Raw genomic sequence first — 18,236 nt, 5'->3', positions numbered from 1 at the left:
AACGGAGCAGCATCGAAAGCTGCTCCGTCCGGTAAAATCACTTTAATAATAGTTTTGCTGCTTCGGCCAAGTCAAGAATATCGATCTTGCCGTCGCGGTGAATGTCCGCAATCTTAGCCGTATTCCAATCCGGGCTATCGGAGTTTTTGCCATAATGTGCCGCTACGATCGCAAGGTCGCCGATGCTGACTTTTTCGTCGCCGTTCACATCGCCTGGCAGGCCCGCTGCCGGCGTCACTGCCACATTGTGGGATGTTGGAGCGGCATCCGTCTCCGTGCCGTTCCCATGGCCAAGCATCGCGCTTGTAACCTGGATAGCTGTCGTTGCTTCCACGTCGACTTCCTTCGCTTTGAATCTTAAAGTCAACAGCTCCTTATCGCCGCTGATCCCATTCGCAGCGCCGGAGCTGGCGAGAATGAAGCGCATCTTGCCCGCCTCGATCAGCTTTGATTCCACGAGGCTTACACCTTGGGCAACGGATATCGCTTCCGTCAATTCGAGAACGTTGCTGTCAAATTGTACCGTGACATCGCCCGCGTAAGCAGCTTCCTCTACGTTCGCTACGCCAAGCGAGATAAGCAGGGTACCGCCCGCTTCTACCGTGCTGTCGCCCGACAAGACGGCAGCTGCGCCTTCAGGCTGCACTTGTCCGGCTTGAACCTGAGCTTGCAGACTCTTGCCTTCTTTATTGAAGGCAACGCCGAAAGCATTATATATATTCAGATCGCTTGCGAAATTGGCGTTAAGCGCATACGCGCCTGGAGTGATCTCCGGAAAGCTTGCTTCGAAAATAAACTCCGTTCCCGCTTCGTTCTGACCTGTCATGGCGAAGGTTATAGGCGTACTTCCTATTGTGCCCTGCAAATTCCGATCGCCGCTCAGCATCACATAACGATCAAATACGGCTTTGACCGTAATCTTATCGTTTGTCTCGTAACCTTCCGGCTTTGGATTCAGAATCGAGATCGACTTCAGCGCCGGCTCAACTGCGATGCCATTGCGCTGCCACTTCATATATTCGGTGTTGAATTTAATGAAGCTCATCTCTGCGCTTCCCGTTCCCTCGTAGAACAATCCGATTTCGCCGTTCGCAAGATTGGACAAGCTGGAATAAGCATAATGACCTTCTTTCACCAATTGCGAATATTTCCAATCGAATCGGTATTTGGGCTCGCCGTTCGCATGCGTTCCGTCACGTTCAATCAAGCCAACTTTGACCGTTCCGTTAATACGACTCGAGGAGCTGCCTGGGCTTGCGAAAATAACCGCATCTTTGCCATCGATCTTTCCGTTGTAACGAATCGCCGTCATTTGGCAATAGGCAGCAATCAGATCGCGTTCGGTCACAACCTCGGCATCCCAGGTTTCTCCTCCGTCGAAGCTCGTCGAAATTTGGGCGAAGCCGGAGTAGTTGCGGCTGAACATCTTCAACTGGCCGCCTGGAAGCTCAACCACCTGCGCTTCCGTCAGTTCGTTTCCAGTCGACGTTCTTTCGTTCATGGTTACGCCTCCAACGATTCGGCCTTCGTTAGGGGATTCACCGCGATGCCACGTTGCGCCATTGTCGTCACTGTAGATGACCGCACTGTTCTGGGAGCGGTTCTCGTTCGTGAAATAAACCGGGAACACAAGACGTCCTGCATTCGGGCCTTCCTTGATCTGAATGCCGTTACCGGGTCCTGCGCCAAGGAATGCCATCCAGTCTTCTTTCAAGCCGGGGTTCAAGTCCACCGGACCTTCCCACGTGACTCCGTCATCATCGCTATGCCACAGTTCCAAATAAGAAGTCATAATCGGCTTGAGAGGCGAATTGCTCAAATAAATATTGCCGGTCTTTACGCCGTTGTTATACAGATTACGAAGCTCATCCACCCGATAAGCCGTTTGTACGCCCGCGCTGTTGTAGACATTTCCGTTTTCTCTTATCGTAAATTCTTCATTGGCGGCATTCCGAAGAATGCGATAATGCTTGCCGTCGATAACTTTGTAGCCTGAGCCTTTGACAGACTGCGGGAATCCAATGCCCTCGGGGAATCCAAGCACGAGAGAGAAGATTCTTCCCGTCTCTTCGTCCTGCAGCAAAGCCTGGTCAATGTTGGACGCCGCGCCTGGATAATCGTTTACGAGGATGCCTTCCTGCCAAGTATCTCCATTATCAAGGCTGCGTCTGACCATAATGTCAATATTGGCGGGAGAATCTCCGCCATGATTGATTCGCTTGTCAATGCCCGCGATAAGCGTGCCTTTCTTCGTGTAGATAAGCGAAGGAATCCGGTATGCAGCAGAGCCGTACAGCCCCGGCTTATACACATCGTAAGGCTCCGTGATCAACGCTCCCTCAGGAAGCGGATTCTGAACGGGGTTCGCCGCCGTCACACCCGTAATCGCTACCAGATCGGCGTCGCTAAGCACATCGCCGTACACTTCCGCGTAATCGATCTCGCCATTGTAAGGATACATGTTGGAGCCGGCCGTTCTCTCCGTACGTCCGAGCTGAGCGCTGTTCGGCTCATAGATCGCGTTCAGGAACTTTCTTGCGGAGGTCGTGTCCGTCTTGATCAGCTTACCGTCCAGGAAATATTTGTAGCCTTGAGCTTTGTCCATAACCATGGCGAGTGTATGCACTTCGTTCGCCTTTACGGCAACGTCGGCTTTCACATGCGTATTGGAAGATGTCTGTCCCGGCGCCTCCAATCGGTTTTCGATGCCGACAGCCGATGGCGAAATATACAGGTTGAAGTGGCCGTTAGCCTTTGTGTTATTGCTCAATGAGAAGAGAGACATAATACCCGTGCCTTTGTGGCGGAATCTCGTAATAATCGTACCTTCGTCCAACTGTTTCAACTCATCCACATAGCTGTTCAGATTCGTAAAGTTACTGCCGTAAATACGCTGATTCTCCACTCTGACCACAGGTGCAGGACCAGTCTCCTCCGCTGTCACTTCAGCCGAGGCGCCGGCAGCCGGCAACAGCCCAATCAGCATGACGGCAGCCAGTAATAAGCTTAATGGCTTCTTCAAAAATTTCATCTCCTTCATTTCAACTTTTTTTTAATCCGCTTTGCCTTCTTCCTTGCCTCATCCCAATCACCCTTGCCGCAGAACTCGACTGGTACATGCACCTCCCTTCATGCTGGGGCAAAGAAGTTATTTAGAATCCTACCGTTGCAGCAAGACTTGCGCTGCCGCCGCGAGATCGGCAATATCAATCGTTCCGCTGCCATCAAGATCCAGGCGCTTCACGTCGTTCCAATCCGGACTCGACACGGTCTTGCCATAATGAGCGGCTATGATAGCCAGGTCTCCAATGGATACTTTTCCGTCGCCATTTACATCCGGAGTTCCAATCGCTGCAGGCTCTACCTGAACCGTATGTTCGGCAAGCGCCGCTTCCGTCTCTTGACCGGCCTCGTCGGCAACCGTGTAGGAGGAGACGCCGATCGTTCCGTTCGCTGCAGTCTCCGTTTCCTTGGCTATCCAGTCTAACCTCAGGATCGGTCCGTCTTGTTGGACGGCATGTTCGCTGCCTGCGCTGGCCGCAATAATGCGAACGATACCCGGCGTTTCCGATACCGCCATCAGCACGCTGACTCCTTCTGCGAGCGGCGAAGCATCAACAAATTGGAGCTTGGTTTGATCGTAATGGAGCGTAATATCATGAGCCATAACGGGATTGCCGATATCGGTCAGCCCCAGTTCGAGAGAAAACGTTTCACCCGAAGTCACGAGGTCCGGTCCTGTCAGCGTGGATGAGAAGACACTCGGGAGCGTGACCGCCGTATCTTTCAGCTCAATCAAGCTGTTCTGTCCTTTTCTCTTCACGACTGCCTTCACAATGTAGCTCTCCGATGGAGTCAGACCGCCCATAGTCAGCGTTCCTTCCGTTCTTCTTGTCTCCGCGACAGCTTTACTTCCGCCGTTGCCGACAGCAGTGACGGTTATGCGTTCTACCGCTCCCGCGCCTCCCGCAGCGGCAGCGACCTCGGCAAGATCGACCGTAATTGTTCCGGACTCCCCTGCGATTGCCGGCGTCGCCGAATTCACCGTTGCGGTCGACTGTGCTGCCACGTAGCGCAATTGATCGATGTAGCTCTCCGGACCGTTAAGTCCAAGAGCCTTGAAGATCGTAGACGCCATATGCGTCATTCCGATATAGCCCGGATGAATGGAATCGTTCAGCCATGTCGACTTAAGATGCGTTTCATCCGCTGCAGCCTCCGTCCAATATCGGTAATGATCGACCAGCAAGACATCGTTCTCCTCCGCTATCTTTCGAATGGCTTCCACATAGACAGGAAGATGGGCAATACGGCTGGCGGCGTCGTCTCTGATCGTATTGATCGTCTGAAGAACGGGCACGGCCCCCATGCTTCTAACCTGCGTGACCGCCGACCGCAGATTGGTCTTGAATTCCTCCAGCGGTACCATACGGTTGCTGCTGTCGTTCATTCCGAAGGCGATAAACACAACGTCCGGATTCATCGCGGTTACCCAGCGATTGAAGCTGCTCATCAGATCTCGGGTCGTCATGCTGGAAATGCCGGTATTCAGCACCATATCACTGGCTCTCGTAGGATAAACGGCGGACAGCTCGCCCCGAATCCGCTCGCCGAACAGCTCCGCGAACGACTTGTATCCCTTCGTATGGAGAGCCCCATGCGTAATACTGTCTCCCGCGAACAGCCAGGTGACGGGTTCACCTCCCGTCACAAGCGCTGAGATCTCGTCCGTAATGACAGCGGGTGGCGGAGGATCCATTTCGATATAAGCCGGATTTGCCGCCAGCACCTTGTTCTGTCCGGCCAGCTTTACCTCTACCGTCAGCGTAAATCCCGTGCCAGCCTCAATAGCTCCAAGCTTAACGCGTTCGGCCAAGTTGACCGTCTCCCGGCTATAACTTTCGGAGCCGTTCTTCCTCGTAACGATTATTTTTTCAATATCTTCCAGATTGAGGCCGCCCAGCGTATCCGCCAAAGATACGGACACGGCTTCGCCTGTTATCGAATAGACGATATCTCGGTCCAATCGTTCAAGCACCTCCTCCTTCACGTCGCTAAATCCGTTTATTCCCCACGTGTTGCCGCTCCCTCCAACGCCAAAGAACGTCATGAGCTCCTTCGCGAGCCGTAGCTGGCCAAGCTCATTCGGCGATTCTCCGTCGGCGCTAGTGACGGCGGCTAGATCGGCATACGCCGACCATGTGTCGTAATGGTCGATCAGCAGCAGTTCCTCCTGCTCGGCGACCTCCTCTATGGCGTCAGCGTAAGGAGCGACGATTGCCCGATCCGATGCCGCGAGAGGCGCCGTTCCAGTCTGCAGCACAGGCGTCGCTCCGATGGAACGGACCCTCTGCGCCAGCTCGACCACTTCATTCTTGAATTGCTGCAGAGTCGTGCCCGCCGCGGCATCCCCCGGACCCAACATCAGGAAAACGGTTTTTGGCGAGAACGAGGCTACCCGGTTGTCGAAATCATCCAGCAGCTCGGATGCTTTCATTCCGTTCACGCCGGTGCGAAGCACAAAATTTTGGCGCTGCGCAGGAACGGCGGCGTTCTCCCAGCGAATTCTTTCTTCAAAATGCTGGATATAGTTCCGGTACCCGCTTCCTTCTGTTTCGGATGACGTAAAGTCATCTCCTGTAAATACGAACGGAGCGGGATTCGCCGTTAAGCCGATATGCGCTTTGACGGCTTGCAGGTCGGCGCTGACCGGCGGAATGTCCGGATTACGCGTCAATTCAAGCAGCTTGGCATCCGACAACGTCTCGGCATAAACCTCGGCAAACGCGATTTCGCCCGTGAACGGGTATTCGTTACTACCCTGGACACGGTCCGTCATGCCTAGCCTGACGCTATTAGGCGCGTAGATATTACTTAAAAATTTCACGGGAGTCGTAATGTCGTGCTTAACCAGACTCCCGTCCACAAAAATTTTGTACCCTTGATCTTTGTCCGCGACCATCGCCACCGTGTGGAACTGGCCCGCCGTGAGCGAAAGTCCGTCCGCCTTCACATGCGTATTGGAGCTCGTCTGCCCCGGCTGCTGGAACCGGTTCTCGCTGCCCATAGATGTCGGCGTAACGTAGAGATGGAAATGCCCGTTCGGCATCGTATTGTTGCTCAGAGAGAACAAGGACATAATGGAAGAGCCCGTATGCTTAAACTTCACGATGATGGTTCCTTCCTCCAGCGTTTTAAGGTCGTTTACCCGATCGCTAAAGTCAGGAAAGGCTGAGGGGCCCACGATTAAGTTGTCGGCTCTGAACAAAGGCTCGGGGCTTGTCTCCGCCGTTGCCGTTATTGCAGGCACCGCGGCAAATAGCGTCCCTCCGAACAGAAACGTCCCCATCCATATGAGCAACAATCGTTTCCACGTCATGACTTGAAGCATGAATATCAAATCCTTTCCGATAATGGTACGTGCAGACGATTAGATACAATTTGTATCACCATGAACAGATGGGATCGCAATAATTTTCTCATCCCGGTTACGGAATACGGTCGAATGCCGAAGCGAGCTCTCAAGCGCAAATGAAGCGCTTCCATCTTCTGCTCCCGTTCAGCAGGCAACAATTTTGCAGTGACCATCCGTTCAAGCAATCTGTCCTTCAGAAGCGGCAAGCTTTCGTTCATTTGAAAGCGCAGCTGATTCATGTCCTCTCTTCTGCGCCTTTCTCTCTCCATCTCCTCTCTCACCTTGCTCAGCACTTCGACAAGATCCTGAGAGGCAATCAGTATCAGATTAACGTCATGCCCCCTCAGCTCGATGGCCTGCCTCGTTTAATGGAAATCATCATCAGAATTTTCTAGGTGAATTGAGTTCTATTGTAGTGGAAAGGAGACTGGTCAATATCCATTTTGTTTTACCTGTTCATTGGCGTTTCTTGTCATCATGGATCGTTACCCCAGCGAGCCGGCTTGACTTCAGGCATGGCTCGGGGAGGTACGATATTTGTACGGCGTAAAACCGACATGATTCCGGAAAAAACGACAAAAATATTCCGTCGAGGAAAAGGAAAGCAGCTGAGCGATTCCGCTCACCGGCAAATCCGTCAGCTGAAGGAGCTCCTTCGCTTTTTTGATCCGAAGCTGCTGCGCATAATATTTGGGAGAGACGCCGTACACCTCTCTAAAGCAATTGCAAATATAAGTGCGGTGCACGTTCAGCTTCGAGGAAAGCTCCGATATATGCATGCTGTACGTCTTATCGTTCTCCAGCAAGTAGGCGACTTCATTCGCGATTTGCAGCTTCGATTGCTGCATGCTCGAACGGATCATCGTCTTCTGAAGCTGCGATTCGACCAGATACGTAACGAATTTCAGCCAGGTGGATTGAAGCTGGATGGTCTTTAGCGAATGACCCAGCAGCATTTGCTGTTCGGAGAAGCTCTCCTGTCTCTCGGATTTGCGGTAGGTTTCGACGAAATGATCGATGAAATGCTCCATCCATATGCGCAATTGATTGCTTTCGGCCGGGTTATCGTCTGGCGTCAGAATGGGATCCTCGATGCCTTGCAGCGTCATGCGAATTTCCTGGTGATCCATGCTAAAGTGGAAATTGAAATAAACGCTGTCCTCCTCCGCCTTAACGCTGTGCAATACGCCCGACTTGATGAGAATCGCTGTTCCGGCCGGCAAGGAATAAGCCCGGCCGTTGATCGTTTCCGTTAATTGGCCTCGCTCGCAATACATGATTTCAAATATCGGATGACGATGGACGGGATAATGCCAGCCTTGCTCCACGGAGGAATATTGCAGGCCGGTCAGATGAATCGATGAAAAAAACCTAGGAACGACTAAGTTATCATCCATTTCAACCCTCTCCTTCTATCAATGAAAAGGCATTAAGATATGTACGCCTCAAATGCGGCTATCGACGGACACCATCTCGATTCCTTAATGCGAAGACGAACGCGCCTCGAGGTTATGGCATCGAATTGGCATATTTTTTTGTATCCGATGACCGTTCCCTTATATAAGGGGCTCCATTCGCCCGCGTCTTCGTATTCCAGCTCAAACCTTTCGATCCGTTGTCCGTAACGATATTCTTGAAGGACAATATGGTCGAACGTCATCTCTCGATGCAGATCGATCTCGATTGACGCCGCTTCCGTGCCGTCTTCCGGTGCCCAGCAGGTATCGCGATTTCCATCCAGCATATAATCGGGGCTGCTGCCGCTCCTCGTTTCGCTTGCGACAGCCGAGGCTCCTTGGGCCAGATTGTGCTCGAAGGTGCGCCTAATCACATCGCCCAGCTCCTTCAGCCGTTGTCTGTCATTCTCGTGGATAAGTCCGCGGCGGTCCGGCGGAATATTGAGCAGGAATGTCGCATTGCCGCCGACGGAGCCGTAATAAATGTGAAGCAGCTCCTTAAGCGATTTCACTTGATGATCCTCGGAAGCGTGATAGAACCAGCCCGGACGGATGGATGTGTTGACTTCCGCCGGATACCAGATTAATTCCCGTTCGTGCTTGATAATCTCTCGGCTGCCGAGGTCACGGTCCTGTGAATCGTACCGCTTGGCGAATTCCCGGCTGTCCTCCTGCTGCGACTTGGCCTGGATCTTCTCATTGCTCGCGAGCGATGCCGGCACGACGCTCCATTCCGATGGCCGGCATATTCCCGCTTCGTTGCCGCACCAGCGGATATCCGGACCGCATACGGATATGACGGCGTTCGGCTGCAATTCGCGGATGACTGCGTAATAAGCCGGCCAATCATATTCCTGCCGCTTGCCATTAGGACCTTCGCCGCAAGCTCCGTCGAACCAAACGGCGAATATATCGCCATACCCGGTCAACAGCTCGCGCAATTGATGGATGAAGTATGCGTTGTATGCAGGCGAATCGCCATATGTCGGTTCATGCCGATCCCAGGGAGACAGATATATCCCGAACTTTACGCCGCCCTTGCGACAAGCCTCGGCAACCTCCCGAACGATATCGCCCATCCCGTCCTTCCATGGACTGTTCTTCACCGAATGCTCGGTATATCGGCTTGGCCATAGACAGAAACCGTCATGATGCTTGCAAGTGAGAACAAGCCCCTTGGCGCCTGCGTCCAGACAGGACGCTACCCACTGATTGGCATCAAATCGGGCGGGATTGAAGATGGAGGGATCCTCCGTGCCCGTTCCCCACTCGCTGTCCGTATACGTATTTACCGTAAAATGAATAAACGTATAAAATTCCATCTCCTGAAGCGCCAGCTGACGTTCCGATGGTCTCACTTCCGCTGCGCGACGAACCCATTCCATTTGCGTACAATCCCTTTCTATTCGTTAGTTGGCGGTGAGTCCCGCTTCCATCCGGCTGCGCGATTCCGCAATCGGCTTCCATTCTGGGATCAGCATGCTTAATCATTCGCGTGCGTCAAAATATGGCGAAGACATGTTCGCGGCGGCCGCCCAGCAACAAGCTTGCCGTCTTGCACATACCCTTCCTCCCGACCGTTCAGCTCGCGGACAAGACGTTCGCGCCATAATTGCCTGCTGGCGGCGTAAAATTCCTCTCCGGCTACATTCGTTCGTTCATGCGGATCAAGCTCCAGGTCGAACAGCTGCTCTTCGTCCGTTTGCGTAAACCAGATATATTTCTGCCGGCCGTCGGTCACATACTGATGCGATTGCTCGCCGTAAGCATGCTCGCCGTGAATAAACGATCGCCAGCTGCCGTCTTGAGACCGTTCCCGGACACCAAGCAAGCTCTCGCCGTCCACAGACGAGGGAATGTCCACGCCTGCGCAGTCGAGCAGTGTCGGCATAATGTCCCGCAGCTCTGCGACCGCCTCGATGGACTCCCCTTGACGGATGCCCAGCCTGCCTCCCGGATCGGCTATGATCAGCGGGACCTTCGCGCTGCCTTCGTAAGGAAGCGCTTTGCGGAACAGATGATGGTCGCCGAGCAGCTCCCCGTGGTCGGAGGTGAAGACGATTACCGTATTGTCGAGCACCCCGTATTCCTCCATCGCGTTCATCAGCCTTCCAAGCTGGTCGTCGATATGGGAGATGAGCGCGTAGTAGGCGGCCATCGCGCGCCGCAGCCGTCTTCTCGGCACGATGCCCGACCGGGTTATGGGGTCGAGACCGCTGCGCGCCGGATCGTCCTGCTCCGCCCATTCGCCGACGACGGGATCCGGGAAGTCTGCGCCGTCGTATCGGTCCCAATAAGCTTGGGGCGGATCAAACGGAGGATGAGGCCGGACGAAAGAGCTCCATAGAAAGAAGGGCTTGCGCGGGTCGCGCCGGCGCAAAAAATCGATCGATTGCGTCGCGACCCAGTTCGACGGATGGAGCGCCTCCGGCAGATGCCAAGGCCGCGCAACGGTAGAGGCGTTGCAGTCGAGGCCGAGATCGAGCAGATCCGCGCCGGCCCCCGCGCGCTCCCGCAGCCAGGGCAGATAATCATCGCAGCTGTCATGCGACTCCGCCACCTTGTTCGTATGCTTGAACCGGTTATGATGCAGGTAGCCGTCATGCAGCACGACATGATGAAAGCCGCACAGGCTGCGCGCCGGATCGACATGCATCTTGCCAACGCACTGCGTATGATAGCCGGCCTTCGCGAGCTCGCCCGGCAGCGTATGCTCGTAATTCCATGGCACCTTCTCCTCGTAACCGACGCGGCCGTGCGAACGCGGACTCATGCCGGTGAACAGCGCGGCCCGCGCCGGCACGCAGGTCGGCGTCGAAGAATAGGCGTTCTGGAACAGCATGCCTCTGCGCGCCAGCTGATCCAGATTAGGCGTCTCGACGACGGGATGGCCAAGTATGCTCAGGCAGTCCCCTCTCATTTGATCCACGGTAATCAGCAGCAAATTCGGTCTCGAATCGTACATTTCTCATCACCCGTTCCTTTCATTTCCCATCTGGTCTGTCAGCCCGTCCGAGGTGAACAGCAAAACATCGATGCCCCGCTCCTGCAAGCTGTTCTTCAGTTAGGCCCCTCCAAAAAAAATGACGTTAGTTCCATTATCCGAGATGCCTACCGGAGCCTCAATCGCCAAATGGTGCAATTTCTATACCATTTGTACAATTCGTTCGTATCGAAAAAAAAACAGACGGCAGATCCGGGCCGAAAAATAAGCCTAGACTGCCGCAATTCGGTAATATTAACTGATTTAACCCTTCACCGCGCCCATCGTAAGACCTTGCGTGAACGCTTTCTGGAATAATACGAAAATCGTGATCATCGGAATGGAAGCAATCGCCGCGCCCGCCATCAGCACACCGTAAGGCGTCGTATATTCGCCCTTCAAGGTCGCGATGCCGAGCGGAAGCGTCATCATCGACGTCGATCGCGTAATGATCAATTGGCTGAAATAGTCGTTCCAGCCGTTAATGAACGTGAAGATCGCAAGCGCGCCCATTGCCGGCTTGAGCAGCGGCACGATAATGCTGTAGAACAGCCGCAATTCGGTGCAGCCGTCAATCTTGGCGGCTTCGATCAGCTCGCTCGGTATCGTCTGCGCGAATTGTTTCATCAGGAATATGCCGAACGGCCAGCCGATGGCGGGCAGAATCAGGCCCTGATACGTATCGATCCAGCCGAAGTCGGCAAGCATCGTAAACAGCGGCACCAGAATGACTTGCTTGGGCAGCGCCATCGCGGCCACAAACATCGAGAAGACAATGACTCGGCCCGGGAACGATTTTTTGGCCAGCACATACCCCGCCAAGGAAGATACGAGACAAACGCCGAACATCTCCCCGCCGGCCACGATAAAGCTGTTGAACGTCCAGCGCCATACCGGGTTTTTGAATAAGGTCTCAAAGTTCTCCAGCGTCGGGTCGAGCGGAAACCATTCCGGCGGAATGGCGACCGCAACGTCTTGCACCTTAAATGCGCCGGTTATGATCCAATAAAACGGGAAGATAAACAGCAGAGCGCATATCGCCACAACGACATTGGAAATGATAGGACTTCTGTTGAGCTTCATGTTCCCCCTCCTAGTACTCCACATCGCTGCCTAAAAATTTGAACTGAATAAGCGAAATAATGCCGATCACAATCGCAAGAAGTACTCCCATTGCGGAGGCTAGGCCAAAGCTGCCCAGTACGAACGCTTTCTCGTATACGCCGTACATAACCGTTGACGTTTCGTACATCGGACCGCCCGCAGTCAATAGTTGGATGATAGCAAATACTTGGAACGAGTTGATCGTCGTGATGACGATAATATACAGATTGGTTGGCATCAGCATGGGCCAAATGATTTTTCTGAAAATTTGCCCGGAAGACGCTCTGTCGATTTGCGCCGCTTCGATGTAGGACGCCGGAATGTTGCCCAAGGAAGCGACATACAGGATGATAGGCTGCCCGACCGACGTCGTAATAAGTACCAGAATAATCGCGTACAAAGCGGTATCGGGATGACCGAGCCAAGGGATCGGATCCGCGCCGAACAAGCTGGTTATATAGTTCAAAATCCCGAAGTTGGGATCATAGATCGAAGCCCATACAACTGTAATACTGACGACGGAAGATACGGCTGGCAAATAAAAAATGCCTCTAAACAGAGAGCGTAACCACTCCGATTTCTTGTAAATGGTCATGGCTACGTAAACGGAAAACGAGATAACAATCGGCACTGCAATCAAAACAATCAAAACCGTGTTACGCATCGATTTGATAAACGTCTCGTCAGTGAACAAAAATTTGTAATTATCCAAGCCGATAAATTCAAATTGATTAAGCGTATGATTAAAGAAGCTAATGTAGATACCTTTAAGCATCGGATACGCAACGAACAGCAGGAAAAATCCCAATGCGGGCAACAGAAACAGATAGCTCATCAACCAATCGCGCCAGATGTATCGTTTTCTTCTTAAAGTCGATGACAACACATGGATCTCTCCCTTCTTTGAAAAAGAAAGGAGCAGCGAACAATTCATACGCTGCTCCAAGGCGAAACGGCTGTCGCCGTCCTTTGGCGGCGCGGCGCGTTTCAAGACAACACGAGCTATTGTGCAGCTTTCGCTTTGCTGATCGCTTCATTCGCCTTCTCAGCGAATGTATCGAGTGCTTCTTTGCCGGATGCGGCGCCCAGCAGCGCGCGTTGCAATTCAGGGAACCAGTATGTGCGGATTTCCGCGTAGCCATCGGCAATCGTCGGCGGATCGGTGATGAATTTCCGAGCTAACTCGGCGTACTTGTAGTCTTCGTCGTTATAAAGACCAGTGTTGGAAGTACGAGCGGATAGACCGCCGGTTTGGATCAGGTTTTTATTGCCCCACTCCGGATCGTTGGCTATAAAGTCGATCAGCTTCTTGGCAGCCGCGATTTTCGCCTCGTCCTTGTTGTTGAAGATCGCCATGCCGCCGAGGTACGGCTCAAGCTTAGGCTCAGACCCGTCAAGCGTTGGGAATGGAAGCAGCACTTCTTCAAATTCTGCTTTCTTAAGCGTTTTATTCTGAGCTTTCAATACCGGGGAATAGTTGAGCGTGAACGCAAGTTTACCTTGCAGGAACAAATCGTTGACATCGCTTGCTGCCAAAGAAGCGGAACCGTTTACAATTAGCCCGTCTTTTTGAGCTTGAACGATCCAGTCAAGTGCTGCAGCTGCTTGATCCGTATTAATGGCAACTGCGCTTAAGTCTTCATTCAGGAAACGGGATACGCCGAGGTTCGCAATAAAGGCGCGAGTGCCTTGGTCGCCGGCTTGGCTCTTCGCGAAGAAGCCGGATGGAATGATGTCTGGCGCATTATCCTTAACAGCCTGCAGGGCCGCTTTATACTCGTCGAATGTCCATGTTCTGTCCGGACGGTCAAGCGGCAGAAGATCCAGCTTGCCCATTTTTTCGAATACGGTTTTGTTAACGGCCATCATGAATGGCGCGGTGTTGATCGGGTACATGTACGTTTTGTCGCCTACCATGGATTGCTTCCACAGCGCTGGCGAAATATCGTTTCTGACTTCGTCCGTCACCATATCGTCGAGCGGCGCGAGCAGATCCTTCTTCGCCCAATCGATGATGCGGCCCGGCGCGTCATAGATCAGGTCCGGAGCCGAGTTTGTCGAAATCGCTACGTTCAGCTTTTCCGGGCCGCCGTCGAACGTGATCATTTCCAGGTTGACTTTAATTTCAGGGTATTTTTTATTGAATGCAGCAATGATTTCTTTCTCGTACTTGCCTACTTCGCCGTCAAGCGGCTGATAGCTCGGGAAGTTCCACCATGTAATTTCGACCGGATCAGCGTTTGCAGGCGTCTCAGTCGCCTCGTTGGTAGCGCTCGGCTTCTCGCTGGAACCGGCATTCCCTTCCGATCCTCCGTTATTGCCGGAACTGCACGCTGCGAACAACATAACCAGCATCGAGAGCACAATACCTAAAACGAATGGTTTGCGGTTTGCTTTCATTTCCTTACCCCCGTTTTCATTTTTGGAAGATCATGTCGACCTGTCTTCCGTGAATCTAGCATAGTGGACGACAGCCCACTTCGAAAATCCCGTTACTTTTACATTCATGGCTCAAAAATGACTTCTTGCTTTATTCGACAACTTTTATATCGCAAACGCGATGTAGGCGCTTTATTTTTCCGGTATAATGATGACAAATCTATTATCCCTTAGGAGAGCGCTATGTACAAACTTATGATCGTCGAAGACGAACCGCTAATACGCGCAGGTTTAACGCATTATTTCCCATGGAAAGACCTAGGGATCGACGTTATTCTCGAAGCCGAGAACGGCATGGAAGGCGTCCGGCTCGCCCTGCAGGATAAACCAGATTTGATTATTACAGATATCCGAATGCCGGAGCTGGACGGTCTGGAGATGATCGAGCGTCTGAAGCCCGAGCTGCCGAATTCCTTATTCATTATCCTGACCGGCTACAACGAATTCCAATACGCGCAGCGCGCGGTCAGGCTTGGCAATGTCCGCAATTATTTGCTCAAGCCGCTGGAGTATGAGGAGAGCCTCGCCACGGTCAAGGATTGTCTGAACCAGCTGGAGCTCAGTCGGAACGATCGCAGATCCCGGCTGGCGCTGGAGGACACCGTCAAAGAAAATGTGCATTACAAATACGGCAATGCGCTCAAGCACATACTGGACGATCCCGTTGCCGAAATGTCCGACTTGCAGCCATTCCTGGAACTGGAAACGATCCATTGCTCCTATCTCGCAGTCGTTGCCGCATGCTCGAGCTCGCTTCACGCCAGCCCAAGCGAGCTGCTGCAGAACCGCTCGGCGCTTCGTAAGTTGAAGGAGCAAGCCGCGGACGAGCTGCAGCGTCTCCCTGAAGTTCGACGAGTGATGACTTATATGAGCGGCTCCAAACTGTATACGGTCATCGCTTTTGATTCGGTAAAGACTTGCAGCGATGCGGATCAATCCGTCATCGGTCTCTATTCACGGATTGTGGAGATGTCCTCGGAAGAAGCGGCGCGGCACATTTATTTATCAACCGGCTGCATAGCCGACAACCTTTCGAAGCTTGCATCCGAGCTCAAATTGGCGGACAAGGCGCTGTACCTGCGATATTTCGATCCCGCATGCAAGACATTCCGGCTGGACACTTACGGGGATGACTCGAAGGAGCCCGAAGATCCGGGCCATTCGTTCCAGCTGAAGAAGAGCGACCGCGAAGCTCTTATCACGTGTCTCGAGGAAGGGCGTTCCGACGAGATCAGGCAGCTGTTACGGCGGCTCGGCAAGGAATCGCAGCGTCCCCCTTCTCTCGCAATGATCGACTCCTGGCTTGCGTTCCTGCAAGAGATCATAAATGTCATGCTTCGGTTCGCGCATCATAACGGCTTGGAGGCCGAAGGCATTTATAGCGAAAAGCTGCTGAGGCTCACCTTCGTAGACGACTTCTCCACCGCGGAGAGGATGTTCGAATGGATTTCGGATTGGGCGATTCAGCTCAGCGAGGATTACAAGGAACACGGGTCGAAGGCTCCAACGCAGGAGCATCTCGTCTTCGAGCAGATCGAGTCTTTCATCCGTCAGCACATCGGCGATGATGTCACGCTGCAGATGGTCGCCGACCGATTTTTCTATAATCCGTCTTATCTTAGCCGACTATTCAAAACGAAGCTGCGCAAAAACTACATGACCTTCGTGACGGAAATCCGAATTCAAGCGGCCCAGGATTTTTTGCGCGACCCTCGTTATCTTATAACGGAAATTTGCGGCATGTGCGGCTACAAGAGCTACAAGCACTTCGTTAAGACATTTGGCAGCCTGACCGGCATGACACCGACCGAATACCGCAAAAGAATAGGATTGTGAGTCCATGCGTTTTCTGAAACGACTGTCCGCGCGCTTCCAGCTGAAGCGCGTTAACCATCAGATTTTTTTGCTGTCCATCTTCACGATCACGATACCGCTTCTCGCTATGTCGGGCATCGCATACGGCTTCATGATGCAAAGCATGAAAAAAGAATACCAGGACAGCGCCAGCCTTATCTTAAATCATCTATCCTTTAATATCGATCAATATTTGCAAAGCATCGAGAAGGGAACCGTATCCGCCCAGCTGGACGAGCAGCTGCAGAGCTCGCTCCAGAGATGGGGCAGCGATGCGAGCGCGGCAGACATGAATCAGACGCTTCAATACCGCAACGTTATCGAAAACTTCGTCAGCATGATCGAGATGACGATCAAGAACGTCGACAGCGTCCGAATTTACGCCGGGGACCGGATCTTCTATTCCATGAATTTCAATCAGGCCGACTATGAGGAGATCGACTTCAAGGAGGAGGAATGGTATCAGGCGGCGCTTGCTGGCGAAGGCAAAGCAACGCTAATCGGAGCCCATCTCCCGTTCAATCGGGTCAATGCGACCGAGCCCGTCATATCGATCGCCAGAGTGATTAACAAGACAGGGACCCGAGATCCTCTCGGCGTCATTCTGGTCGATATCCGATTGGACTCGCTTAGGGAAATACTGAGCCTATCGGAGAATAGGAATCGCAATTTCCTTATTGTCGACGATAGAGGCGTCATCGTCTATTCCTCCCAGCAGGAGCGGCAGCAAGAGCAGCAGACTCCTCTTGTCCTCCCGATCACCCGGACTCCTGAGCTTCAAAGCGTCATGCAGAGGGATACGGGCAGCTTCTACGCCGACCTGTCCGGCAAGCCGTCGTACGTGAACTTCGTCACATCGCATTATTCCGGCTGGAAAGTCATCCAGTACATCGAGGAGCTGGAGATGACGAAGGATGCCAAGCTGTTCCGCAAGCTGATGCTCGCATTCGCGTTCTGCTCGCTGGGAGCGGCCCTGCTATTCCTGCTGATCTTGTCAGCGCGAGTGACCAAACCGATTATCTACTTAAGCAGCCAGGTCAGAGCCGTCGGCATGGGGAAATTCGACGTCAGCCTGAACAGCGACCGGCAGGACGAATTCGGCGTTCTCTATCGCGGCATACGCAAAATGGTAGAGGATCTCGAGTCGCATATCGAACGTTCGTCCCATACGATTGCCCAGAACAAGCTCGCTCAGTATGGCGCGCTGAAAAGCCAGATCAACCCGCATTTTCTTGCCAATGCGCTCGAGTCCATCCAGATGAAGGCCATTCTGTCCGGGCAGCGGGATATCGGCGAGATGGTCGGCCTGCTCGGCAGGCTGTTCAGACTCCATATCCGGACGGGCAAGGAGCATGTCTCGCTGAAGGAAGAATTGGAGCATACGAGGCTGTACATCAAAGTGCAGCAGATGCGTTTCGGCGACAAAATCCGTTACTCCGAGGAGCTGGAGTCCGGCACCGAGGACATGGCGGTTCTCCACTTCACCTTGCAGCCGCTGATCGAAAACGCGATCGTTCACGGATTAGAGCGAAAAACGGGTCCGGGTATACTAAGGGTAGCCGCCTTCATGGAGGAGCAGACTCTTGTCATTACGATATCCGACGATGGAGCGGGCATCAGCGAGGATACGCTCGAAAGTTTAAGGCGGCGCCTGAAGCAGACGGGCGACACGTTGAGCGACGATCATATAGGCGTTCAAAACGTGCATGACCGCATCCGCTATTATTACGGGGAAGGCTACGGCCTGACGCTGGACAGCTCGCCTGGGATCGGTACGACCATCACGGTCCGAGTGCCCGCCGCGCGCATGGACAAAGCGCCCGCCGATTAACCGGGGACACCAAATGGCGATACAAGGATCATCCTGATATGCTCCCCATACGGTAGACAGGTGAAATAATAAAACCTGTTTACTGTAGGGGGAGCATTTTCTATGCCTAGAAATAAACTGAACGCTTTAGAAAAATTAGCTATTCTTCAAGAG

The 18,236-nt window shown here is 53.0% G+C and carries 11 protein-coding genes; 2 read left to right on the top strand and 9 right to left on the bottom strand.

Annotation, left to right across the window (positions count from 1 at the left end; all coding sequences use genetic code 11):
* Window positions 1–37 precede the first annotated feature (37 nt).
* The 9 genes from RB620_RS22175 to RB620_RS22135 form a co-directional block, all read right to left on the bottom strand.
* Window positions 38–3,022, bottom strand: a complete 2,985-nt coding sequence (locus RB620_RS22175; RefSeq protein ID WP_308098178.1) for a sialidase domain-containing protein — start codon at window positions 3,020–3,022, stop codon at window positions 38–40.
* 138 nt (window positions 3,023–3,160) lie between these two features.
* Window positions 3,161–6,391, bottom strand: coding sequence for a GDSL-type esterase/lipase family protein (locus tag RB620_RS22170; RefSeq protein WP_308098176.1), 3,231 nt, complete (start codon window positions 6,389–6,391; stop codon window positions 3,161–3,163).
* Between the two features lie 5 nt (window positions 6,392–6,396).
* Window positions 6,397–6,654 (bottom strand): hypothetical protein, encoded by a 258-nt coding sequence (locus RB620_RS22165; protein ID WP_308098174.1) that lies wholly within the window; start codon window positions 6,652–6,654, stop codon window positions 6,397–6,399.
* A 270-nt stretch (window positions 6,655–6,924) separates the two neighbouring features.
* On the bottom strand, window positions 6,925–7,812 hold the full coding sequence (locus RB620_RS22160; RefSeq protein WP_308098172.1) for an AraC family transcriptional regulator: 888 nt from the start codon (window positions 7,810–7,812) through the stop codon (window positions 6,925–6,927).
* Window positions 7,813–7,844: 32 nt separating this feature from the next.
* Window positions 7,845–9,257, bottom strand: coding sequence for an alpha-L-fucosidase (locus RB620_RS22155; RefSeq protein WP_308098170.1), 1,413 nt, complete (start codon window positions 9,255–9,257; stop codon window positions 7,845–7,847).
* 98 nt (window positions 9,258–9,355) lie between these two features.
* Window positions 9,356–10,837, bottom strand: a complete 1,482-nt coding sequence (locus tag RB620_RS22150; protein ID WP_308098168.1) for an arylsulfatase — start codon at window positions 10,835–10,837, stop codon at window positions 9,356–9,358.
* A gap of 282 nt (window positions 10,838–11,119) precedes the next feature.
* A complete protein-coding gene (locus RB620_RS22145) occupies window positions 11,120–11,938 on the bottom strand; it encodes a carbohydrate ABC transporter permease (protein ID WP_308098166.1) in 819 nt (272 codons plus the stop codon).
* Between the two features lie 10 nt (window positions 11,939–11,948).
* Complete coding sequence (locus tag RB620_RS22140) at window positions 11,949–12,845, bottom strand: carbohydrate ABC transporter permease (protein ID WP_483874754.1); 897 nt, start codon at window positions 12,843–12,845, stop codon at window positions 11,949–11,951.
* A gap of 116 nt (window positions 12,846–12,961) precedes the next feature.
* Window positions 12,962–14,359 (bottom strand): ABC transporter substrate-binding protein, encoded by a 1,398-nt coding sequence (locus RB620_RS22135; protein ID WP_308098164.1) that lies wholly within the window; start codon window positions 14,357–14,359, stop codon window positions 12,962–12,964.
* 222 nt (window positions 14,360–14,581) lie between these two features.
* On the opposite strand from RB620_RS22135, the gene RB620_RS22130 reads away from it, so the two are divergent.
* Both RB620_RS22130 and RB620_RS22125 read left to right on the top strand, forming a co-directional pair.
* Entirely contained in the window at window positions 14,582–16,234 is a 1,653-nt protein-coding gene (locus RB620_RS22130) for a response regulator (protein ID WP_308098162.1), read from the top strand.
* Window positions 16,235–16,238: 4 nt separating this feature from the next.
* Complete coding sequence (locus RB620_RS22125; protein WP_308098160.1) at window positions 16,239–18,083, top strand: cache domain-containing sensor histidine kinase; 1,845 nt, start codon at window positions 16,239–16,241, stop codon at window positions 18,081–18,083.
* Window positions 18,084–18,236: the final 153 nt, after the last annotated feature.

This window comes from Paenibacillus sp. LHD-117 (assembly GCF_030929555.1).
In the GTDB taxonomy this organism is placed as follows: domain Bacteria; phylum Bacillota; class Bacilli; order Paenibacillales; family Paenibacillaceae; genus Pristimantibacillus.
The sequence above is the reverse complement of the archived record's forward strand: the minus strand, read 5'-3'. Positions and strand labels throughout refer to the sequence as shown.